Raw genomic sequence first — 20381 nt, 5'->3', positions numbered from 1 at the left:
CGGCGTCAGAGCAGCGTGCCGCGCAGCAGCAGGCTGGCGACGGTGAAGTAGATGACGACGCCGCTGACGTCCACCAGCGTGGCCACGAAGGGCGCGGACGCGCTCGCGGGGTCGAAGCCGAAGCGCCGCAGCACCAGCGGCAGCATGGAGCCCGCCAGCGTGCCGAACGTCACCACGCCCAGCACCGACAGCGCCACCGCGCACCCCAAAAGCAGGAAGTGCTGGCCATAGGCGTCGGAGATGGAGTGCCAGATGACGATGCGCAGCAGGCCCACCAGGCCCAGCACCACGCCCAGCACCAGCCCGGACAGCAGCTCGCGCTTGGCCACGCGCCACCAGTCCTTCAGCCGCATCTCCCCCAGCGCCAGCGCGCGGATGATGAGCGTGGACGTCTGGCTGCCGGAGTTTCCGCCCGAGGAGATGATGAGCGGCACGAAGAGGCTCAGCACGACGGCGGCGGCGATTTCGTCCTCGAAGCTGCTCATCGCCGTGGCCGTGAGCATCTGCCCGAGGAAGAGCACCAGCAGCCAGCCGATGCGCTTCTTCAGCATGCCGAAGAAGCCCACCTCGAAGTAGGGCGCCTCGAGGGCCTCCATACCGCCGACCTTCTGGATGTCCTCGGTGGCCTCTTCCTGCACGACGTCGACGATGTCGTCCACCGTGACGATGCCCTTCATCCGCTGCTGCTCGTCGAGCACCGGCAGCGCCATGAAGCCGTGCTCGCTGAACAGGCGGCTCACCGCCTCCTGGTCGGTGTTCTCCGCCACGGTGATGACGTCGCTCTGCATGACGTCCGCCACCTTCTTGCCCGGCGCGGCCTGGAAGAGTTGGCGCAGGGAGAGCACGCCCAGCAGGTGCTGCCCGGCGTCCAGCGCGTAGGCGTAGTAGACGGTCTCCACCTTCTCGCGCGCCTGCTTGCGCAGGTAGCCGATGGCCTCGTCGATGGACATCTCCGGCCGCACGCGCGCGAAGCGCGGGTTCATCAGACCGCCGGCGTCGTCCTCCGCGTAGGCCAGCAGGACGTTGACCTCGCGGCGGCTGGCGTCGTCGAGCTGCGAGAGGATGGCCTCCGCCTGCTCGGGCTCCACCGCCTGCACCAGGTCCGCCAGGTCGTCCGGCGGCAGCACCCGCACCCAGGGGCGGCGCTCACCCTGCGGCAGATGGAGGATGAGCTCCGCCTGCTCGCGCGCGGACAGGCCCAGGAAGAAGTCGTCCGCCACCGCGGGAGGCAGCAGCCGGAAGCCCTCCAGGCGCTCGTCGATGGAGAGCACCGGCCACACCTCGTGCAGCTCCTCCACGGAGAGTGAGGCGCTCTGGGGGCTTTCCATCATCGGCTCACCTCCGGCGGGTGGAGCGCGCGGGCTGACGCGGCGCGCGGGCCTCTCTACACCCGCCCGGAGGGCACCGCGAGAGGCAGGCAGGCGACTTTCCGCGCTTTTTCGCCGTCCCGTGACACCTGTCCCGGGCCCCACACCCTCCGTGTGAGCTCCAACGGCCCCGGTCCGCGTCCCGGAGGCATGCGGAAGAGGGTAGGGATGCGCGGGGCGAGTCGGGAGTGGCGTCCGGACGTCAGCGGGGGAGTCGTTCGTACACCACCGTGGTGCCGGTGGTCTGCCGGTTGTCGCCCTCCCAGTAGAAGCGGGGCGACGCGCCTCGCAGCTCGCGGGGGATGGCCGCGTTGATGGGCAGCACCTCCAGGCCCAGGGGGCCCTCCTTCGACTCCGGGGACACCACCGGCAGCACGGAGAACGCGCCCGGGTGGAAGCCCAGGTGGATGTCCGGGACGACGAAGCCCGGGCGGAGCGGAGAGCTCACCTCCTCCACCGGTGAGTCCACCGCCAGGGTGCCCTCCTCCTCGAGCGTCCCGTCCGAGGCCACCCACCGGTGCAGCGTCTGCGCGAAGGGCGCCTGGTTGGGCGAGCCCACGCGCGTCCACAGGATGCCGTCCTCCAGGCCCACCGGCGTGCCCGGCAGGGGCAGGCAGGGCTCGTCCGTGGCGACGAACTTCCCATCCGGCCCGAGCTCGAACGGGCACGCGAGGCTGGCCGAGGCCGGCCCCATCTTCACCACCCGCACCTGCCGCTCGGAGGTGCGCACGAGGACGGCGGACACGCTGTCCACGCCGAAGGGCACGTTGGCCCCCTGGAGCCAGGAGGTGGCGCCCGCGGCGGCGAGCACCCCCGCGTCCGTGAAGGTGAAGCGGTGCAGGTTCGCATCGTCCAGCACCAGCAGCTCGTCCTCCGTGGCGAGCCGGCTCTGGATGGTCCTCACCGAGGTGTTGACCAGGAGCGAGCCGGTCAGCTCGAGCTCGGTGCCCGTGTCCACGTAGCGGCGCACCCGGCCCTCGCCCACCATCCAGACGACGTTCCCCGCGATGGCCACGTCCGGGGCCGTGGAGGAGGTGCTGTAGCGCACCAGGCGCCCGCCGGGCTCGCGCAGCGCCACCCCGTCACACACCCAGGTGCCCCGCGTGGTGCGGTCCAACTGCGTGCACCGGGGGAGCGGGAGCGTGGTGGCGGTGCTCGCGCCCGTCCAGTCTCCCACCACGTAGATGCCGAGCTGCTGCACGCTGCCCACGGGGGCGAAGGCGACGAGGACGTGGTGACGGCCCGTCGTCCTCGGCGTGAACTGGACGGTGGCGGACAGCCCGCTGCGGTCCAGCATCACCTCGGAGGGGACGGGCTGGTTGTCCGGGTCGAACACCTCCGCGGTGACACTCTGGGCCACCTGGTTCGCGCTGGAGCCTTCACAGGCCAGCTGCTGGATGGCGGAGATGGGGAGCGACGCGGGGACAGCCACCCGGAAGGAGGGCGGTCTGGGGAGCGGCGAGCCACCCGGAGAGGGCGGCAGGCCGTCGCAGGGGGAGTCGGCAGAGTCGTCCGCCGAGCAGCCGGACACGGCGAGCAGGGCTGTCAGCGCGAGGCAGAGGGCGGTCTTCATCGGGGGGTAGGCCGCCTCCGGAACCCCTTCGGCCTGGGGGGCGGGTGCGGCGCGGGCTCCTCCCTTCTCTTACCTCCAATCCGGCCTCCCGGTCAGCCCCGGGGCGACCCTGTGTCACACGGTGTCACGGGACGTATGTGCGCCCGGGTATGGGATGTCCGCTGGCGGATGGCGTCCCTGCCCTCGTGTCAGGGATGGATTTATCGCCGCGTCTCTTTTCGCTGAAAGGAGCGGTGACCATGAAGACGGCGAACCTGACGAGCCCGATGAACCCCACCGCTCCTGGACCCGCGCTGCCGAGCGCCGCCCCTGGCGGTCCACCGCCCGGACTCTGACCCTCCGCCCGTCACCTGACGCGGGTTCGAGTTCCGCCGACCGCTTTGTCGCCGCAGTGAACGGGACGTAGCTCAGCTTGGACAAGAGCGCGCGCTTGGGGTGCGCGAGGTCGCTGGTTCGAATCCAGTCGTCCCGACTCGAAACACCCTGTCTTTGTTTGTTTCACATGGGGCCATGGCTCAACGGGAGAGCACCCGGCTGGCGTCCGGGAGGTCCGGGTTCAACTCCCGGTGGTTCCACTCGACTCATGCGGACATGGGCGTGCAGAGCTCCACGAGCACTCCGTCCAGGTCTCGCACGTAGGCCACCGTCTGCCCCCAGGGCTTCTGCTTGGGGGGCTGGGCGGCCCCGGCGCCCGCCTTCATCGCGCGCTCGTAGGCGGCCTGCACGTCCGGTGTGACGAGCGCCACCTCCACCGCGGCTGCGTCCTCCTTCGGCCGGTGGAAGCGCACGGTGAGGCCGTTGTCCTTCGCCAGGCTCTCCGCCGCGAAGGCGAGCGCCGTCGCGCCCGTCTCCATCTCGGCGTAGGTGCCGCTCTCATGCAGGAAGCGGCGCTGCAGGCCGAAGGCCTTCTCGTAGAAGGCGACGGTGGTGGACACGTCCGGGACGTAGAGGATGACGTAGCCGAGCTTCATGGTGGCGGACTCCGGTAGTGAGTGGGACAGCGTACGGTGGTGCTCTCACGATGCGCCCGGCCTGTCTTGAAGGAATCGGACAGGGCGCTAGCCCAGGAGCGCGGTGGGGGTGAGGCCCGCCAGGTCCCGGACCTCGCGTGACAGGTGGGCCTGGTCCGCATAGCCGCACGCCAGCGCCACGGCGCTGAGGTCCGCTTCCGCGCCGGAGCGCAGCAGCGACAGCGCCCGCTGGAAGCGCAGCACCCGGGCGAGCAGCTTCGGCGGCACGCCCGCCTCGTCCAGCACAGCCCGGTGCAGCGTGCGCTCGCTCATGCCCAGCGTCCGGGCCAGCGTGGCCACGCGCACCTGGCCTCCCGAGGCCTGGAGCCAGCGCAGCGCCGGAGCGGCGCGAGGGCCGGGCGTGGCGTGGAAGGACGCGAGCCGTCCGGCGACGAAGTCCTGGAGGCGCCTCAAGGCCGCGTCGGGTGAGGCACATGCCTCGAGCTGCCGCTGGAGCAGGGCGAGGTCCGGCGTGCAGCTCGCCACGGGGACGCTGAGGCCGCACAGCTCGCGGGGGCTCACGCCGAGCAGCGGCAGCGCCCACCCGGGCCGGAAGCGGACGCCCAGGCTCACCGAGCCCGGCTCGATGTCCACGAGGACGTAGCGCTCCATGGGGCCGACGACGACCAGCCGCGGGTCGGCCAGCCACGTGCCCGGGCCTCCGTCGCGGTAGTGGAGGATGAGGTCGGTGCAGCCGTCCGGCATGATGCGGTGGCGCTCCGTCACCGCGCCGGAGCCGCGCGGCGGGGCTGAGTAGCGCCAGAAGGCGTCCACCGCCTCCGCCATGGCGGCGGGCGGCGCCAGCTCCTCGTAGCCCTTCACTCCCGCACCGGCCGACATCGCGCTCCCGTCCCTGCTGATGGGGCACAGCGTGCCCGCCCACCACCGCGATTTCCAGCGCTGAAATCATCGCGTGTCAGGGATGAATTATCACCGCGTCTGTCTTCGCTGAAAGGAGCGGTGACCATGAAGACGACGAACCTGACGAGCCCGATGAATCCCGAACACCTGAACGACACTGTCATCGGCATCGACGCGCTCGCGCTCGGCGCTCTGGCCACCGCTCTTGATGCCGCGCTGCTGGGAGGTAGCGCTGGCGACAGTCCGCCCGGACTCTGACCCTCCACGTCCCGTCATCCGACGAGGCATGGTGACCAGAGGCCGGGCTCCCAGAGGGGACCCGGCCTCTCGCTTTTTCCGGGTCATCGCAGCACATGCAGTCGTGGCCGAGAGGTGAGGCCCCTGAGCGCCACTCAGGTGGATGCGGGTTCGAGTCCCGCCGACTGCTCTCGATTCAGCTTCACGCAGCACATGCGGTCGTGGCCGAGTGGTGAGGCCCCTGAGTGCCATCCAGGTGAACGCGGGTTCAAATCCCGTCGACCGCTCTAGCAGTCAATCACAGACATGGGGTCATGGCTCAGCGGGAGAGCACTCGGTTCGCATCCGAGAGGTCCCGGGTTCGAATCCCGGTGGCTCCACTCAGCAGTCGCAGTCGCAGTCGCAGTCGTAGCGAAACGCCGCGGTAGCCCAACTGGTAGAGGCGCTGCATTCAGAGTGCAGAGGTTGCGGGTTCGAATCCCGCTCGCGGCATGGCAGTCCGCAGTCGAAGTGTCTCAAATGCTCCGGGATGCGATTGGATCGCAGCACGGCCGTCTACCGTGTGAACAGGGTTCGATTCCCTGTCGGGGCGCTCTGGCTCAAGTCGAGGCGAACGTGCAGAGGACTCCGCACGGCTCGCACGCCACGCCGTACAGCATGCCGTTGTCGGAGAAGTCCGCGTCCGTATCCGCGACCTGACCGACCGCGTGCATCGGCTCCGCGCAGCGGGGGCACGGCTTCACGTCCGGGCCATCCACCCAGGACGGCGCGCCGCCCAGGCGGTGGCGCTCCTCCCTGTCGCTCATCATGAGGCTCCGCCACGCGCGTCCCCGCCTGAAGCCCACGGGCTGCGCTTCGGGGAGCCCGGGGCGCTGGGTGATGGGCGGGTGCAGGTCCACGCTCAAGCTCCGTACCGTGCCGCCATCCGCGGAGACCTTCACGTACACCTCTTCGCCTGAAGAGATGCAGGTGAAGCAGGTGGGAAGGCGCGCGGGCCACGGCAGGCCATGGGCCGCCCGGTCTCCGTCGAGCCGGAGCGCGTCCACCAGCTCGCTGCCGCAGTGCGCGCACGTCGCCTCGGGGATGGGATTCCACAGCGCACCGTGGGCCACCAGGTCCTCCGGGGCGTCGTCCTCCTCCGGTTCCCACTCCGGGTACACCTCCAGGCACGCGGGCGTGAAGTTGCGCACGAGCAGTCCCGAGGGGCGGCGCACCACGTTCGCGTAGGACAGCAGCCCCACGGCCTCCGCCTGCTGCTTCGCGTCGAGCGTCAGCAGCCAGCCCTCGAGCGCGCGCAGCACGTCGTCATGTCCCGAGCGTGCGAGCGCCAGGGCCGCGGCGGCCACCGGGTCTCCGGGCTCGCGCTCCCGACGCTGCGCCTCGTCGTGGGGCATCACCGTGCCCACCGGGAGGTGCTCCCGTTGGGAGTGCCAGCCGGGGTGCAGCTCGGCCATCAGCGGAGTGACGGCCTCGAGCGGCGCGTCCGTCCAGGCGAGGGACTCCGGCTCGTGCAGATACGACAGCTCCCCGAGGTACGGATGGAGCAGCGAGGCGTCCAGCTCCACGAGCGCGATGAATGCCTCCTCGAAGAGGTGCGAGGTGCGGCGCAGCTCCATCACCTCCGCGGCCAGCCTCACGCGGTCCTCGGGGCTGAGGGCCTCGTACTCGGACGGCTCGGGTTGCTCCGGGAGGTCCAGCCGGTCGAGCAGTGCCGTCTCCAGGTCGACGCGGGCATCCGCCGCGGCGTGCTCGTCCCAGATTTGCGTGAGGCGGTCCTGCTCCACGTGTCCGGAGCGGTTGACCACCTTGGCGCGCTCGCCCCGGCCGAGCGGGTCCGGCTTCGTCTCCACCAGCCACACCGTCATCCCCTGCTCGGGCGTGAAGTCGGTGCAGGCCGAGGCGCCGAAGCGGACCTCGACGCCCTCCGGAGTCCGCAGGGTGCCGAGGCCGTCCTTCGCGTCATACGCGATGACCCGGGCCTCGGTGGGAAGCGAGAGCGTGCTCATGAGCGGGGAGCGTAGGGCAGACAGGCGGCGCACGAAATGCCCCGCGTGTCAGGACGCACCGTTTCGCGACGTCAATTTCCCTCGAAAGGAGGCGGTGACATGACCCCGATGACGCTGAACAGCCTGATGAACTCCAAGCGTAGCAACGACATCGTGCGCGCTGTCGCCGTCCTGACCGCGCATACCGAGCCCGTCCCCGTCCCCGAGGACGAGCTCGAGTGGCTGGAGGGAGTCGCTTCCTTCCGTAGCCGTCGTCGCCCCGGACTCTGACCGACCGCGCCCCGTCACCTGACGAGGCACGGCTCGCGGAGGCCGGGCTCCCAGAGGGGACCCGGCCTCTCTCATTTCCGGGTCCCTTCTCCCGCAGCACCCCTTCCGCCCCGTTCGTCTATTGGCGAAGGACACCGCACTCTCAATGCGGAAAGACGGGTTCGACTCCCGTACGGGGCACTCGCAATACCTTTGGTCCTGTAGCTCAGAGGATGAGAGCACTCGGTTGCGAACCGAGAGGTCGCAGGTTCGATTCCTGCCAGGGCCACATGTCACATGCACGCCGAGCCAGCTGGTGACGGCATCGGTCCGACGCACCGACTCTGCCGGGTTCGATCCCCGGGGCGTGCACTCAGGTTGTGTCCCCCCTCTCGGGTGTGGCAAGGGTTGCGCCGTGAGTCCGGTCACCCTGCAAGTCAACCTCGCGCCCACCGACTTTCCGCACGCGCGCCTCATCCTGCCGCACCAGCTCCGCCAGCTCGGTCCGTCCGTGCAGGAGATACTGCTGGTGGTGGACCTGCACCGCAGCCAGGGCGCGCGCTTCGCGGAGGCGTGGGTGGAGCGCAAGCCGAAGATGGAGCAGCTGCTGTCGGAGCTGTCCGCGGCGGACCCGCGCATCCGGGTGGTGGAGGTGGACTACTCGCCCGCCACGACGCGTGCCCTCTCCGAGCAGTTCTTCGGAGGCACCCGGCTGCCGATGAAGGACTCGCGCGGCGGCCCGTACCACTCGTACTTCTTCGGGCTGGCGGCGGCGGCGCACCGGCACGTGCTGCACCTGGACGCGGACATGCTCATCGGGGGCGGCTCGCGCACGTGGGTGGCGGAGGCGGAGGCCCAGCTCGCGTCGCGCGAGGACCTGGTGAGCTGCAGCCCGCTGTCGGGCCCGCCCCGGGCGGATGGAACGGTGGCGGGAGACCCGCGCGGGTTCGCACCGGACGCGAGCGTGCGCCACGGCTTCCGCTTCCGGCGCTTCAGCAGCCGCGTCTTCTTCATGGACCGGGAGGCCTTCGTCCGCCGGGTGGGCCCGCTGCGCGCGCGGCTGGCGCCTCCCATCCACGTGCTGCGCGCGCTGCGTGCCGGCAATCCGCCCTACCGCGAGCCGGAGAACCTCGTCACCCGGACCTTGGCGCGGAAGGGCCTGGGGCGGCTGGACTTCCTGGGCGAGGCGCCGGGCCTGTGGACGCTGCATCCGCAGTATCGCTCGCCCACCTTCTATGCGCGGCTGCCGGAGCTGATTGCCCGGGTGGAGTCCGGCGACATGCCCGATGACCAGCGCGGGCAGGAGAACGTGCAGGACAGCTTGGTGGACTGGTCCGACGTGCGGGCGGCGCGGCGGCGGTGGTACCACCGCAAGTAGGGCCGGGCGCGAGTCACCGTGTCAGGAGTTGCCGGGCTCCGCCGTCGGAGCCACGGCCCCGGCATGACTGAACGCGACTCCGCTCGTTTCGACGTCTTCGGTGACCCTCTTCCCGGCGGAGCGCTCAGCCGCTGCGGGACGCATCGCCTGTGGCATCCGCCGGAAGGGGACGATGGGGTCCCTCCTGAGGTGAGCGCGGCCTGCTTCTCTCCTGACGCGCGCCGGCTCGTCACGGCCGCGGGTAGAACGGCGCGTGTCTGGGACCTGGAGGACGGCCGCGAGCTCGCGGTGCTCTCCGGGCACCGGAGCCAGGTGAATGCCGTGCTCTACCTCTCCGCCACGCGCATCGTGACGGCCGGTGACGACCGCACGGTTCGACTCTGGGACGCGGACAGTGGCGCGGAGCTGTGGCAGTGGCGGCTGGAGTGCCAGGGCTTCAGCCGTCTTGCGCTCTCGTCGGACGGACGCACGCTCCTGGTCGGGCTCTGTGACCCGTCCGGCTTCGCGGTGCTCGACGTGGCGACCTGGACGCTGCGCCAATGGATACGACCCGAGGGGAGCGAAGGGTACACGAGCTCGCTCTCCTTCTCTCCCGATGGGTCCCAGGTCCTCCTCCTGGAGCGGTTCGGTGAGTCCCTCCGGATATGTGTCTTCGAGGCGGCCACGTGGTCCCTCCAGTGGGCATCGGAAGTAGTCGCGACGGAGTTTCCGTTCGTGTGGGCAGCGTTCTCGGCCGACGGGCAGCGGGTGCGGCGTCCCGGCTACGTGACGGGTTGGCGTCCCGGGCTGTACGAGTATGACGCGCGTACGGGGGCCCTGCTGGACATTGCCCCCCACCGGTTTGAAGGCAGGTGGGTGCCGCTGCCCGATGGCACGGAGGTTCGAATCGTCATGGGACGGTTGGTCATCTCCCGCGCTGGCGAGCCGGAGCGGTGGGTGAACGACCTGCTGCCCGCGAGCTCTACCGACAAGGCAGAGCCCGTGGTGGCGCCTGGCGGACGGTGGGCCACCCTGGCGCGGGGCTCGGCCGCGGTCGTCCTGCTGGACCTGCACTCCCGGAAGGTTCGGCCGGAGCGTGCACACCGGGGCTCGGTGAGGCGGCTCACCTTCTCCCGGGATGGCGCGAAGCTCCTGTCGCACTCCTGGGATGGGACGCTGCGGACCTGGGCGTGTGGCTCCGGCCGGCAGCTGGAGTGTGTGACGCCGGACTGGTGGAGGCGGAGCATCGACCGCATCCACCTGGGGGGCGGACGGGCGCTCGAGGTGGAGAGCCACTACGGTGCGGGCCATCTCACCCGAGACCTGCTCGCGGGCACCGAGGTCAACATCAAGCTCAAGCGCGGTCGCTCGACCCTCTGGTCCGACGACCTGGCGGTGGTGGCGGACCTCGCCGACCACCGTGTCGAGGGCGAGCTGACGGTCCACGTGCATGACACGCGCACGGGAGCGCGGCTGCGGCGCATGCCCATCGCCGTGAATCGCGATGTCGTCCAGGCACTTTCCAGGACCGGTCGCCTCCTCGTGACGCAGGAGGAATGTCGGCAGCAGGAGCCGTGTCGTACGGAGCTGCGGGTCTGGAACCTGGCGCGGAGGGGTCCACCCTTCCGCGTGCTGACCATCTGGGAGGGCGCGCAGACGAGCAGTTTCTCCACGCCCGAAGTGGGCTTCTCGCCGGACGAGGCGTGGCTCGTGTACCGGGACGCGCGGGACGTGGCCATCCTCGTGGACCTCGCGTGTCCGGAGCGCCGCATCCGGCTGGACCCGGGAGCGCGGGTCTCCTCCGTCGCGTTCTCCGAGGACTCGAAGCGCGTTGCCACGGGAGACCGGCGCGGAGCGGTCACCGTATGGAACATGGAGGGGCAGCGTCTCGGAGTGCTCGAAGGTCACCGCGCCTGCGTCGGTGCTGTGGCCTTCTCGGCGGACGGTGACTTCCTGGCGTCCGGAAGTGACGACACCACGGCGCTCATCTGGCCCCGGAGCGCATGGGAGCAGCAGGGGCGCTGACTGGAGCGCCCCTGCTTCAGCCCAGCGGCACCGCCGAGACGACGATGCCATCCGCGTCCGCATAGAGGTGGTGGCCCGGCTGGAAGGTGACGCCGGCGAAGCGCACCTCCACGTCACGCTGGCCCTCGTTGCGCTTGCTGCTCTTGAGCGGATGGGTGCCCAGCGCCTTCACGCCGATGGCGGTGCGGCCCACGTCCTCGGAGTCACGGATGCAGCCGTTCACCACCACGCCCGCCCAGCCGTTCTTCTGCGCGAGCGCCGCGAGCTGGTCACCCACGAGCGCACAGCGGCGGCTGCCGCCACCATCCACCACCAGCACGCGGCCCTGGCCGGGCTCCTCCAGCGCCTTGCGCACGAGCGAGTTGTCCTCGGGTGCGCGCACGGTGCTGATGGGGCCGGCGAAGGAGCGGTGGCCGCCGTAGTCGAGGAAGCCGGGCTCCGCGACCTGGAAGTGCGCGGTGCCCGAGTGCGCGTCGCAGAGGTCGGCGGTCTTGAAGTCCAGGGTGTCACTCATGGCGCAGCCCCTCCTCAGGCCTCCTTCGAGGAAGCAACGTCCAGGGCGCGGAGGTCTTCCTCCCCCAGGCTCAACCTGAACGCACCGAGCAGCTCCCGGACCTGCTCGGCGGAGGTCGCGCTCGCGATGGGGGAGACGACGGTGGGCTGGGCCACGAGCCACGCGAGCGCGACGTGCGCAAGCGGCGCGCCATGGCGCCTGGACACTCCATCCATGGCCTCCAGCACACCCCAGCCGCGCGCGTTGCCATACTTCTTCAGCACCCCGCCCGCACGAGGAGATGGCGGAGTCGGCTGCCCCTGGCGGTACTTGCCGGTGAGGAAGCCCGACGCGAGCCCGTAGTAGGGCGCCGTGGCGATGCCCTCACGCTCGCAGATGGGGCGCAGCGTGGCCTCGAACGTCTGCCGTGCGACGAGGTTGTACTCCGGCTGGAGCACCGTGTACCGGGCCAGGCCGCCGCGCTTGGATACCTCCAGCGACTCCGTGAGGCGCTGCGGCGAGTGGTTGCTGGCGCCCAGGGCGCGCACCTTGCCGGCGCGCACGAGGGCATCGAAGGCCGCCATCGTCTCCTCGGGAGGCGTCTTCAGGTCCTCGTAGTGCGCGTAGTACAGGTCGATGGTGTCGAGCTGGAGCCGGCGCAGCGAGGCCTCGACGGAGCGCTGGATGTGGTCGCGTCCCAGGCCCTTGCCGAGCTCCGTCTCGGCGCCCACCTTCGTCGCGATGACGACGCGCTCTCGCACGCCGCGCGCCTTCATCCACTTGCCCAGAATCGTCTCGGACTCGCCGCCCTTGTTGCCCGGCACCCAGCGCGAGTAACCGTCGGCCGTGTCGATGAAGTTGCCGCCGCCCTCGAGGTACGCGTCGAGCACCTCGAACGAGGTCGCCTCGTCACACGTCCAGCCAAACACGTTGCCGCCCAGGCACAGCGGCGAGACCTTCAGGCCGCTCGTTCCAAGGGGCCGGGTGGCTTCCTGCGTCTTCTGCGTCATGCGTAGCGCTCCGTGCTCAGTGCTGTGCGGTCCGGGCATCGCGCGCCCGGCGGGCCTTGTCCAGCAACTCCCGCGTCTGCGGTCGCTCCGCCAACAGCGCGAGCCAGCCGTCCACCTCGGCGCGTGTCGCCGGGTCCACATCCCGCAGCCGCCGCAGCACCGGCACCGCGCGGGACAGGCCCAGCCGGGAGAGGGACTCCAGCAGCGCGGTGCGCACTCCGGGGTCCGTCTCCAGCGTGTAGCGCGCGGCGAGCGCCTCAAGGCTGGCGGACAGCTCGGACACCGGCGAGGTGGCCAGGGCCCTCGCAGCGGAGGCGCGCACCCGCGCGTGCTCCGAGGACTGGAGCAGCCCGCGCACCTGTGCCACGGCCGGGCTCCTTACGGCTTCGATGGAGGTGGACGTGAGCAGTCCCGCCGCGGTGGTCGGGTCCTCCGCCACCGAGGCGAGCGAGATGGCCCGCTCCGCCACATCGCGGTAGCGGCCGAAGTTGCGCGCGGCCTCCTCGCGGAAGTTCTCCACCACGGCGGCGCGCACCTGGGGCGCCGGGTCCTTCACCCAGTCGCGGTACACGTCCCGGCCCTTCAGGACCTTGATGCCGAGGAGCTGCGTGGAAGGCTCTCCGGTGTGCGCCAGGGAGCGCACCAGCGTGGCGCGCAGCACCGGGTCCTGCTCCTGGCCCAGGTGCTCCACCAGTCGCTCCAGCACGGCGGGCTCGCCGTCGAGCGCGTAGCGCAGCACCCACGCCTCGGCCACCAGCCCGAGCAGGTCCGGGTCCCGCTCGGACTTCAGCCGGGACCAGAGAGGCGCCTCGGGGAGGGACTCCACGAGGCCGCGCAGCTGCTCGCGCACGTAGCGCCGGTAGGCCGGTGAGGCCTTGCCCGCGCGGTACTCGTCCAGCAGGGTCGACAGCTCGCACGGCACCATCTTCAGGGGCTTCGCGTCCGCGGGCACCGTCCGGCGCTTGACCCTCGCTACGTCGAGGACTGCTCCGGTATCGGTCTCTGTCGTTCCGGTGTCCGGCTCTGTCAGCGCCGGCTCCGTCGATGCAGTGCCGGGGTCGCGGCCCCACTGAAGCCAGCTCAGGGCTGCGATGACCAGCACCGCCATCAGGACAACCCATCCGGAGTTCCTTCGCGTGCTCGCCATGGCGCTCAGTCCTCCGTCTCGTCCGGGCACCGGTGGCGCACCCGCTTGTCCGGCCACAGGCGGTCGAAGTCCGTGTGGCCCGCGCGATAGAGCGCCTCGAAGTCGGCGGCGTCCTGCGCGAAGCGCCGGTCCTGTCTCGCGTACTCCCGCACCTGAGTCAGGGCCTCCGCGCCGCCGGCCCTCAGCGTGTAGCGCAGGATGGCCCAGCGCACGCACAGGCTCTTCTCCGCGCGGAACGCCTCGGCGAAGTGCGTCAGCACCGCGTCCGTGTCTCGTCCGTTGGACAGCGCCAGCGCGGCCATCTCCCGCACCCCCGCGCTCGGGTCCTCCTTCAGCAGCCGGGCCAGCTCCGTCACCACCTCCGCATCCAGCCGCGCCCCCGGGTACGTGCCCATCTCCACCGCGAGCGTGCGCACGTTGCTGTCACGCGCCCGGCGCGCGATGTCCAGCAGCCAGGTCATGTACGGCGTCACCGTGCCCGTGGCCTCGAAGTCGCGCTGCATCACCCGGCCCAGCGTGCGCACTGCCTGCATCGCCACGCCTGGCGCCTGGTTGCGCTGCTTCGCCAGCGTGGCCAGCCGCTCCATCGCCATCTCGTCGAAGCGCTCCTGTGTCTCCAGCGCCTCCAGGGCCCGCGCCTTGTGGACCGGGTCCGCGTGCTTCTCCGCCAGGTAGAGGAGGCTCACGTCCACGAGCGGGCTCTTCACCGCCTCCGCGTTGCGCAGCCCCCCCAGCAGCGCCGACAGCTCCGGCTCCGCGGCGGTCTCCGCCCAAGTGTAGACCTGGAGCGCGGCGTTCGCGTCCTGGCCGAGGACCTCCGAGAGTCGCTCCGTGAGGAAGGTGAGCGCCGCCGGGTCGTTCTGCTCCGCCGCCTGGCGGATGGCGGCACGCACGCCCTCCAGCCCATGCAGCGCCTCGAAGTCGAGGTAGCCCGCGCGGCAGGTGAGGGCGGGCATCCGTCGCGGCTGCGCCCGGGCCGTGCTTGCGACAAGGAGGACGGCCAGCACGAGCAATAACACTCCACCCACCGCACGCCTGCCCATCGAGCCGTCACCCCGTGTTCACCGCCCGTTGAAACAATCCAGTCTAGCCTGATTGGCAGTGAAGTCTCATTCTTCCGTGCCGGCGGGGACTGTCCATAATCATGCGCCGACAGCACGGAGAAGCGGCGGGCATGGGAGCGAGCGCGAGTGGGAGCGGGCGAGCCCGGGCCACGTGTTATGGAACGCGTCATGAACCACGCTCACAGTCAGGCTCTCTTCGCCCGCGCACAGGCGCGGATCCCCGGCGGGGTGAACTCTCCCGTGCGCGCCTTCCGAGGCGTGGGAGGCGACCCCGTCTTCTTCCGTGAAGGCGCGGGCGCCTGGCTCACGGATGTGGACGGCAACCGCTACGTGGACCTCGTGGGGAGCTGGGGCCCGCTCATCCTCGGCCATGCGTATCCGCCCATCGTGGACGCCATCGTCGACGCGGCGAAGCGCGGCACGTCGTACGGCGCGCCCACCGCGGGCGAGGTGGAGTTCGCGGAGCTCATCTGCGCCACCATGCCGGCGGTGGAGATGGTGCGGCTGGTCTCCAGCGGCACCGAGGCCACCGTGGCCGCCATCCGCGTGGCGCGCGGCTTCACCGGCCGCGACTTCATCCTCAAGTTCGAGGGCTGCTTCCACGGCGCGGGCGACCCGTTCCTCGTGAAGGCGGGCAGCGGCGTGGAGACGCTGGGCCTGCCGGACTCGCCGGGCGTGCCCCAGGCGCTGGCGAAGCTCACGCTCACCGCGCCCTTCAATGACCTCGGCGCCGTGGAGCGCCTCTTCGCGGAGAAGGGCAAGGACATCGCCTGCGCCATCATCGAGCCCGTGGTGGGCAACATGGGCGTGCTGGTGCCCAAGCCGGGCTACCTCCAGGGCCTGCAGGCGCTCTGCCAGAAGCACGGCGTGCTGCTGGTGCTGGACGAGGTGATGACGGGCTTCCGGCTGGCGCGCGGCGGGGCGCAGGAGCTGTACGGCCTGAAGCCGGACCTGACGACGCTGGCCAAGGTGGTGGGCGGCGGCATGCCGCTGGGCGCGTACGGCGGCCGGCGCGACATCATGGAGAAGGTGGCGCCCGCGGGGCCGGTGTACCAGTCCGGTACGCTGTCGGGGAACCCGGTGGCGGTGGCGGCGGGCATGGCGTGCGTGAAGGCGCTGGCGGCGCCCGGCACCTACAAGCGGCTGGAAGAGGTGAGCCGCATGCTGGAGGAGGGCTTCATCGCCGAGGCGAAGGCCGCGGAGGTGCCCGTCACCGTCAACCGCGTGGGCAGCATGCTGACCGTGTTCTTCACGGCGGAGCCCGTCTACGACTACCCCACTGCGAAGAAGGCGGACACGGCGCGCTTCGGCAAGTTCTTCCACGCGATGCTGAACGAAGGCGTGTACCTGCCGCCCAGCCAGTTCGAGGCGGCCTTCGTGTCGTTGGCCATTGGCGAGCCGGAGGTGGCGCACGTGCTCGCCGCGGCGAGAAAGGCCTTCCGCTCGCTTGGCAAGACCGGTTGAGCCCGAGCCCCTCGAGGGGCCCGTCCGCTTCGGTCCCTATACCCTCGTGCGCCGCATCGGCGCCGGGGGGATGGGAGAGGTGTTCCTCGCGCGCGAGGAGTCGCAGCGCCGCGCGTGCGTGGTGAAGAAGGTGCTGCCGCAGCTCATGGAGGACCCGCGCTTCGTGGGGCGCTTCCGTGACGAGGCCCGGGTGGTGGTGCGGCTGGACCACCCGAACATCGCCCGCGTCTACGCCATGGGCGAGGTGGAGGGGCAGCTCTACCTGGCCATGGAGTACGTGCAGGGCAAGACGCTCAGCCGCCTGGCGTACCGGCTGCGGCAGCTCGGCCGGACGATACCGCTGGGCCCCCTGCTGCACCTGGGACAGCGGCTGTGCGAGGGGCTGGCCTACGCGCACGACGCGAAGGACGCGGACGGCCACCCGCTGCACCTGGTGCACCGGGACTTGTCCCCGGCCAACGTGTGCCTCAGCTACGCGGGCGAGGTGAAGGTCATCGACTTCGGCGCGGCACAGTCCACGCTGAAGGAGCAGCAGACGGCGCCCCGGGTGGTGATTGGCAACCTGACGTACATGGCGCCGGAGCAGGCGCGGAAGCGCTTCGTGGACCGGCGCGCGGACGTGTACGCGGTGGGCGCGCTGCTGTGGGAGCTCGTCGCCTGGCGGCCGCTGGCGCAGCGGGGTGACCCGGTGGAGCGGTGGCGGCGCGCGGCCTATCCGACGTGGGAGCCCGCGGGGCGCTTCCGGCAGGGCGTGCCGACCAGCGTGGATGCGTTCCTGCTGCGCGCGCTCGCCGGTGAGCCGGACCAGCGCTTCCCGGACGCGGGCGCGATGGCGGCGGAGCTGGCGCGGCTCAAGGCGAAGCTGGCCCCGGGCACGGGGGACGCGCACGTGGCGCGGCTGATGGAGAGCGCCTTCCCGCGAGAGAAGGTGTCGGAGGAGAACGCGCTCCGGGAGCTGCTGAGCGAGGACACGTCGCGCAAGCGCACCGAGCAGGAGCTGGCCGCGGTGCTCACCCCGCCCACCGCGCTCGCGTTCGAGCACGGCGGCATCGATGCCCCCGAGGACTTCGTCCCCGCTGCCAGTCCCGCCCCCGAGGCGCCGCGCGAGGGGACGGGGCAGGGCGCTGGCCGGCGGGGCGCGACGGCGCTCTACGGGACGGCGGCGGTGGGCACGACCGACTCCGCCGCCACCGAGGCGCTGCCGTCCTCGAAGGTGCTCGCAGCCGCCCGGGGTGCCGACTCCGCCGTCACCGAGGCGCTGACGTCCTCGAAGGTGCTTGCAGCTGCACGGGGGGCTGACGCCTCCGCCACCGAGGCGCTGGAGTCTTCCATGGTGCTCGCGGCCGCACGGGGTGCTGGCGCCTCCGCCACCGAGGCACTGGAGGCCTCGAAGGTCACCGAAGCGCTGGAGGCCTCGAAGGTCCAGGCGCGAGCGCGAGGCGCGGACACCGCTGCCACGGAGGCGCTGGAGTCCTCGAAGGTCCTGGGCGCCATCGCGCGCGCGGAGGCCTCACGGGCCAGCGGGCCGAAGGATGCGTCGCTGTTCCCCGGTACCGAGGACACGGTGACACCGGTGATGGCCCAGCGCTCCACCACCGCGAAGCCGGCTCCGGCACGCCGGGCGACGCGCGAGACGCGTGTGGGCTTCGGCGTGGACATCTCTCAGTCGGTGGACTCGGCCGAGGTGGAAGCCCGGCGGCTGGAGCTCGTGCGCGCCATCACCGGAGAGGACGAAGCCACCACGGTGGAGCCGAACCCTCCCCGAGCCCGGAAGCCGGGACGCCGCGCCCTGCTCGCCGTGGGCCTCTTCGTCAGCGCCTGCGCGCTCGGACTGGGCGTGGCCTGGGCGCTGGCCGCGCCGTAGCCGCTCAGCCGTCTCCCATCGCCATCGACGTGGACGCGGGCGCGTCCAGCGGCAGGTAGAGGCGGAACGTGGTGCCCCGGCCCGGCTGCGACTCCAGCGCCACCCGGCCCTGGTGCGACTCGATGATGCGCTTGACCACCGCGAGCCCCAGGCCGGTGCCCTTGGCCTTGGTGGTGAAGAAGGGCTCGAAGATGCGCGCGCGCACCTCGGGGGAGATGCCCGGCCCGCTGTCGGAGAACTGCACCTCCACCTCGCGAGTCCCCTGCGCGCGCTGGACGCTGGCGCGCAGCGTGCCGCCCTGGGGCATGGCCTGCACCGCGTTGATGGCCAGGTTGAGGAAGGCCTGGCGCATCATCCGCTCGTCCACCGTCACCGCCGGCACGTCGTCATCCAGGCGCAGCTCCACGCCCACCTTGCCGGCCGCCTCCGCCAGCGCGCCGCGCACCGCGTCCTCCACCAGCGGCGACAGCGGCACCGCGTAGGGGTGGGGCGCGGGGGGCCGGGCGAAGGTGAGCAGGTCCGCGACGATGCGGTTGAGCCGGTCCGCCTCCTCGCCGACGATGTCCACCAGCGGCACCGCCGGGCTCTCCGGCCCGACGATGCGGCGGATGGAGGCCACCGAGTTGAAGATGGCGCCCAGCGGGTTGCGCACCTCGTGGGCCACCACCGCGGACAGCTCGCCCAGCGCCGCCAGCCGCTCGCGGCGCACCAGCTGCGCCTGCGTCCGCGCCAGCTCCACGTAGCTGGCCTTCAGGTCCTCCACCAGCCGCGCGCCCTCCCGGGCCAGCGCGAGCTGGTTGGCGATGGCGCTCGCCCGCTCCACCTCCGCGGGGGTGAAGCGGCGCGGCCACCGCGTCTCCACCGCCATGATGACGCCCACCGGGCGCTCGTGCACCACCAGCGGGAGGACGAGGCAGGCCTTCGAGCCCGAGTCCTCCCTCATCTGCTGGTTGACGCGCAGGTCCGAGCCTGCGTCCTCCACCATCACCACCTCGCGCGAGTGGAACGCGAGCGCCGCCAGCGAGGAGTAGGCCGGCAGCAGGGGCATCGTGCGCCCCAGCAGCTGCGGGTGGTTGCCCGTCACGGAGCGGATCTCCAGCCGCTCGCCCGAGGCATCCGGCAGCAGCGCATAGGCATCCGGCGTGTCCACGATGCGCGCCAGGCTGGTGACGCCCGTGGTCAGCAGCTTGTCCAGCTCCAGCGTCGTCGCCAGGGCCTTGGCGACCTCGTGCAGCAGGGCCATGTCCTCCGCGCGGCCGCGCAGCTCGTCCAGCAGCCGGTGGGACTCGATGGCCGCGGCGAAGTGGCTGCCCATGGCCTGCAGCGTCTCGCGCTCCAGCGGGGTGAGCGGCCGCCGCTCGCGGAACAGCACGGCCAGGGTGCCCACGCCCCGCGAGCGCACGCGCAGCGGGACGGCCACCGCGGTGTGGAAGCCCTGCCGCCACAGCTCGTCGCGCAGGCCCTGGGGGCACTCCTCCACGGCGCGCTCCAGGGGCACGCTCTCCGCCTGCGCCTGGCTGCAGAGGCGGCTCACCCGCCAGACCTGGGCGAAGCGCTCCGCGGTGCCTTCCTCCAGCCCGCGCGCGTACGCCAGCTCGATGTCGTGCGCGGTGTTCGTGGGCAGCAGCAGCGCCATGGCGTCGCAGCCCAGCAGGCCCACGATTTCGTCCGTGCCGGGGCCGAAGAGCGCGCGCGGGTGCGGGGCCGACGCCGTCACCGACGCCAGCCGGTTGAGCGCCGCCAGCGCCGTGTTCTGCGCGGAGAGGCGAGAGATGGTCAGCGCCGCGTCGAGCGCCGCGGACACCTGCGCGCCGAACAGCCGCACCGACGGCAGCTCCTCTTCACGCAGCCAGTCCCCCGCCAGCCCGAGCAGCGCGCGCGGCTGGCCCTCCACGTCGATGCGCACCGCGATGGCATGGGGCTGACCGGCCTGCTGGAGGCCGTGGCGCACCGTGTCCGCCAGGCCGTGCGCCATGCCCTCGAGGAAGCGTGCGGCCTCCTGGGGCAGCTCGTTCGCGTAGGCGCCTCCTTCACGCCAGGCCCGCGCCAGCAGGGGCGGCCACCGGCCCACCACGTCCCGCTGCCACCTGCCGCTCAGCGCCCGGGCGTCGTGCGGCACCATGGCGGGCGGCACGAAGGTCTGCCCCAGCCGCACCCCGTCACCCTCGGGGGACAGCCACGCGAACGCCAGCCCCAGCTCCTCCAGGCCGGTGAAGACCTTGCGCAGCACCTCGCCCTCGGTGCGCAGCGACGGCAGCCCCGCGCCCAGCTCCGCCAGCCGCTGCAGCACCGCGCGGCGCAGGCCCCGCGCCGTCACGTCGCGCACCAGCACCACCCAGTCCTCCCCGTTGGGGATGACGGTCATCTCCGTCCTCTTCCCACCCGTGCTCGTGCGCACCGTCGCTTCATAGGTGGCGGGGACCGGCTCACCCCGGATGCGTCGCGAGTGTCGTCCGGCCAGCTCCACCGCGCTGGGCTCGTCCAGGGCCCAGGTGAACTGCTGGCCCACCAGCTGCTCGCGAGAGTGTCCCAGCAACGTCACCAGGGCCTCGTTCACGTACACGAAGCAGCGGTCGCGGATGACGCAGACACCCACGGACATCGCATCGAAGGGGCCGTAGGAGTCCCCAGGCTCGGCGGCAGGTTTCACGGCA

At 71.5% G+C, this 20381-nt stretch carries 16 protein-coding genes and 8 tRNA genes; 14 read left to right on the top strand and 10 right to left on the bottom strand.

Annotated features, from left to right (window positions below):
- Positions 1-5 precede the first annotated feature (5 nt).
- Both mgtE and LXT23_RS04105 read right to left on the bottom strand, forming a co-directional pair.
- Positions 6-1331 (bottom strand): magnesium transporter, encoded by a 1326-nt coding sequence (gene mgtE, locus LXT23_RS04110; RefSeq protein ID WP_253978737.1) that lies wholly within the window; start codon positions 1329-1331, stop codon positions 6-8.
- A gap of 238 nt (positions 1332-1569) precedes the next feature.
- On the bottom strand, positions 1570-2940 hold the full coding sequence (locus LXT23_RS04105; protein WP_253978736.1) for a hypothetical protein: 1371 nt from the start codon (positions 2938-2940) through the stop codon (positions 1570-1572).
- A 396-nt stretch (positions 2941-3336) separates the two neighbouring features.
- Between LXT23_RS04105 and LXT23_RS04100 the strand changes: the two genes are divergently transcribed.
- Together LXT23_RS04100 and LXT23_RS04095 are read left to right on the top strand one after the other, a co-directional pair.
- A tRNA-Pro gene (locus LXT23_RS04100) sits at positions 3337-3412 on the top strand.
- Between the two features lie 32 nt (positions 3413-3444).
- Positions 3445-3515: transfer RNA gene (locus LXT23_RS04095), tRNA-Ala, on the top strand.
- A 6-nt stretch (positions 3516-3521) separates the two neighbouring features.
- Here the strand turns inward: LXT23_RS04095 and LXT23_RS04090 are convergent.
- Positions 3522-3911, bottom strand: a complete 390-nt coding sequence (locus LXT23_RS04090; protein WP_253978735.1) for a VOC family protein — start codon at positions 3909-3911, stop codon at positions 3522-3524.
- A gap of 87 nt (positions 3912-3998) precedes the next feature.
- Positions 3999-4790, bottom strand: coding sequence for a helix-turn-helix domain-containing protein (locus tag LXT23_RS04085; protein WP_253978734.1), 792 nt, complete (start codon positions 4788-4790; stop codon positions 3999-4001).
- 126 nt (positions 4791-4916) lie between these two features.
- Between LXT23_RS04085 and LXT23_RS04080 the strand changes: the two genes are divergently transcribed.
- From LXT23_RS04080 to LXT23_RS04060, 5 genes are all read left to right on the top strand, one after another.
- Positions 4917-5069: a hypothetical protein gene (locus LXT23_RS04080; RefSeq protein WP_253978733.1), complete on the top strand. Its 153-nt coding sequence runs from the start codon at positions 4917-4919 to the stop codon at positions 5067-5069.
- Between the two features lie 97 nt (positions 5070-5166).
- Positions 5167-5238 (top strand) — tRNA-Gly (locus LXT23_RS04075).
- A 25-nt stretch (positions 5239-5263) separates the two neighbouring features.
- Positions 5264-5335 (top strand) — tRNA-Gly (locus LXT23_RS04070).
- Between the two features lie 21 nt (positions 5336-5356).
- Positions 5357-5428: transfer RNA gene (locus tag LXT23_RS04065), tRNA-Ala, on the top strand.
- A gap of 38 nt (positions 5429-5466) precedes the next feature.
- Positions 5467-5540 (top strand) — tRNA-Leu (locus LXT23_RS04060).
- Positions 5541-5647: 107 nt separating this feature from the next.
- On the opposite strand, the gene LXT23_RS04055 is transcribed toward LXT23_RS04060, so the two are convergent.
- Complete coding sequence (locus tag LXT23_RS04055; protein ID WP_253978732.1) at positions 5648-7054, bottom strand: hypothetical protein; 1407 nt, start codon at positions 7052-7054, stop codon at positions 5648-5650.
- 99 nt (positions 7055-7153) lie between these two features.
- Between LXT23_RS04055 and LXT23_RS04050 the strand changes: the two genes are divergently transcribed.
- The 5 genes from LXT23_RS04050 to LXT23_RS04030 all read left to right on the top strand — a co-directional run bounded on the left by LXT23_RS04050 (position 7154) and on the right by LXT23_RS04030 (position 10685).
- A complete protein-coding gene (locus LXT23_RS04050) occupies positions 7154-7324 on the top strand; it encodes a hypothetical protein (RefSeq protein WP_253978731.1) in 171 nt (56 codons plus the stop codon).
- Positions 7325-7431: 107 nt separating this feature from the next.
- A tRNA-Glu gene (locus LXT23_RS04045) sits at positions 7432-7504 on the top strand.
- Positions 7505-7518: 14 nt separating this feature from the next.
- Positions 7519-7592 (top strand) — tRNA-Arg (locus LXT23_RS04040).
- 126 nt (positions 7593-7718) lie between these two features.
- On the top strand, positions 7719-8681 hold the full coding sequence (locus tag LXT23_RS04035) for a hypothetical protein (RefSeq protein WP_253978730.1): 963 nt from the start codon (positions 7719-7721) through the stop codon (positions 8679-8681).
- A 63-nt stretch (positions 8682-8744) separates the two neighbouring features.
- Positions 8745-10685 carry a WD40 repeat domain-containing protein gene (locus LXT23_RS04030; RefSeq protein WP_253978729.1) on the top strand — a complete coding sequence of 647 codons (1941 nt, stop codon included), beginning with the start codon at positions 8745-8747 and terminating at the stop codon, positions 10683-10685.
- A 16-nt stretch (positions 10686-10701) separates the two neighbouring features.
- Here the strand turns inward: LXT23_RS04030 and rraA are convergent, their stop codons facing one another.
- From rraA to LXT23_RS04010, 4 genes are read right to left on the bottom strand one after another with little or no spacing between them, the layout of a single operon-like run.
- Complete coding sequence (gene rraA / locus LXT23_RS04025; RefSeq protein WP_253978728.1) at positions 10702-11199, bottom strand: ribonuclease E activity regulator RraA; 498 nt, start codon at positions 11197-11199, stop codon at positions 10702-10704.
- A 14-nt stretch (positions 11200-11213) separates the two neighbouring features.
- On the bottom strand, positions 11214-12188 hold the full coding sequence (locus LXT23_RS04020) for an aldo/keto reductase (protein WP_253978727.1): 975 nt from the start codon (positions 12186-12188) through the stop codon (positions 11214-11216).
- Positions 12189-12204: 16 nt separating this feature from the next.
- Positions 12205-13335 carry a HEAT repeat domain-containing protein gene (locus tag LXT23_RS04015; protein WP_253978726.1) on the bottom strand — a complete coding sequence of 377 codons (1131 nt, stop codon included), beginning with the start codon at positions 13333-13335 and terminating at the stop codon, positions 12205-12207.
- 5 nt (positions 13336-13340) lie between these two features.
- The gene (locus tag LXT23_RS04010; RefSeq protein WP_253978725.1) at positions 13341-14291 is read right to left on the bottom strand and encodes a hypothetical protein; all 951 of its coding nucleotides are present in this window, start codon (positions 14289-14291) and stop codon (positions 13341-13343) included.
- 276 nt (positions 14292-14567) lie between these two features.
- Between LXT23_RS04010 and hemL the strand changes: the two genes are divergently transcribed.
- Positions 14568-15863 carry a glutamate-1-semialdehyde 2,1-aminomutase gene (gene hemL / locus LXT23_RS04005; RefSeq protein WP_253978724.1) on the top strand — a complete coding sequence of 432 codons (1296 nt, stop codon included), beginning with the start codon at positions 14568-14570 and terminating at the stop codon, positions 15861-15863.
- Positions 15847-17727 (top strand): serine/threonine-protein kinase, encoded by a 1881-nt coding sequence (locus tag LXT23_RS04000; RefSeq protein WP_253978723.1) that lies wholly within the window; start codon positions 15847-15849, stop codon positions 17725-17727. Before hemL ends, LXT23_RS04000 begins: the two co-directional genes overlap by 17 nt.
- A 4-nt stretch (positions 17728-17731) precedes the next feature.
- On the opposite strand, the gene LXT23_RS03995 is transcribed toward LXT23_RS04000, so the two are convergent.
- Positions 17732-20377 carry an ATP-binding protein gene (locus LXT23_RS03995; RefSeq protein ID WP_253978722.1) on the bottom strand — a complete coding sequence of 882 codons (2646 nt, stop codon included), beginning with the start codon at positions 20375-20377 and terminating at the stop codon, positions 17732-17734.
- Positions 20378-20381: the final 4 nt, after the last annotated feature.

The sequence above is a fragment of the Pyxidicoccus xibeiensis genome, assembly GCF_024198175.1.
Lineage (GTDB): Bacteria > Myxococcota > Myxococcia > Myxococcales > Myxococcaceae > Myxococcus > Myxococcus xibeiensis.
The sequence above is the reverse complement of the archived record's forward strand: the minus strand, read 5'-3'. Positions and strand labels throughout refer to the sequence as shown.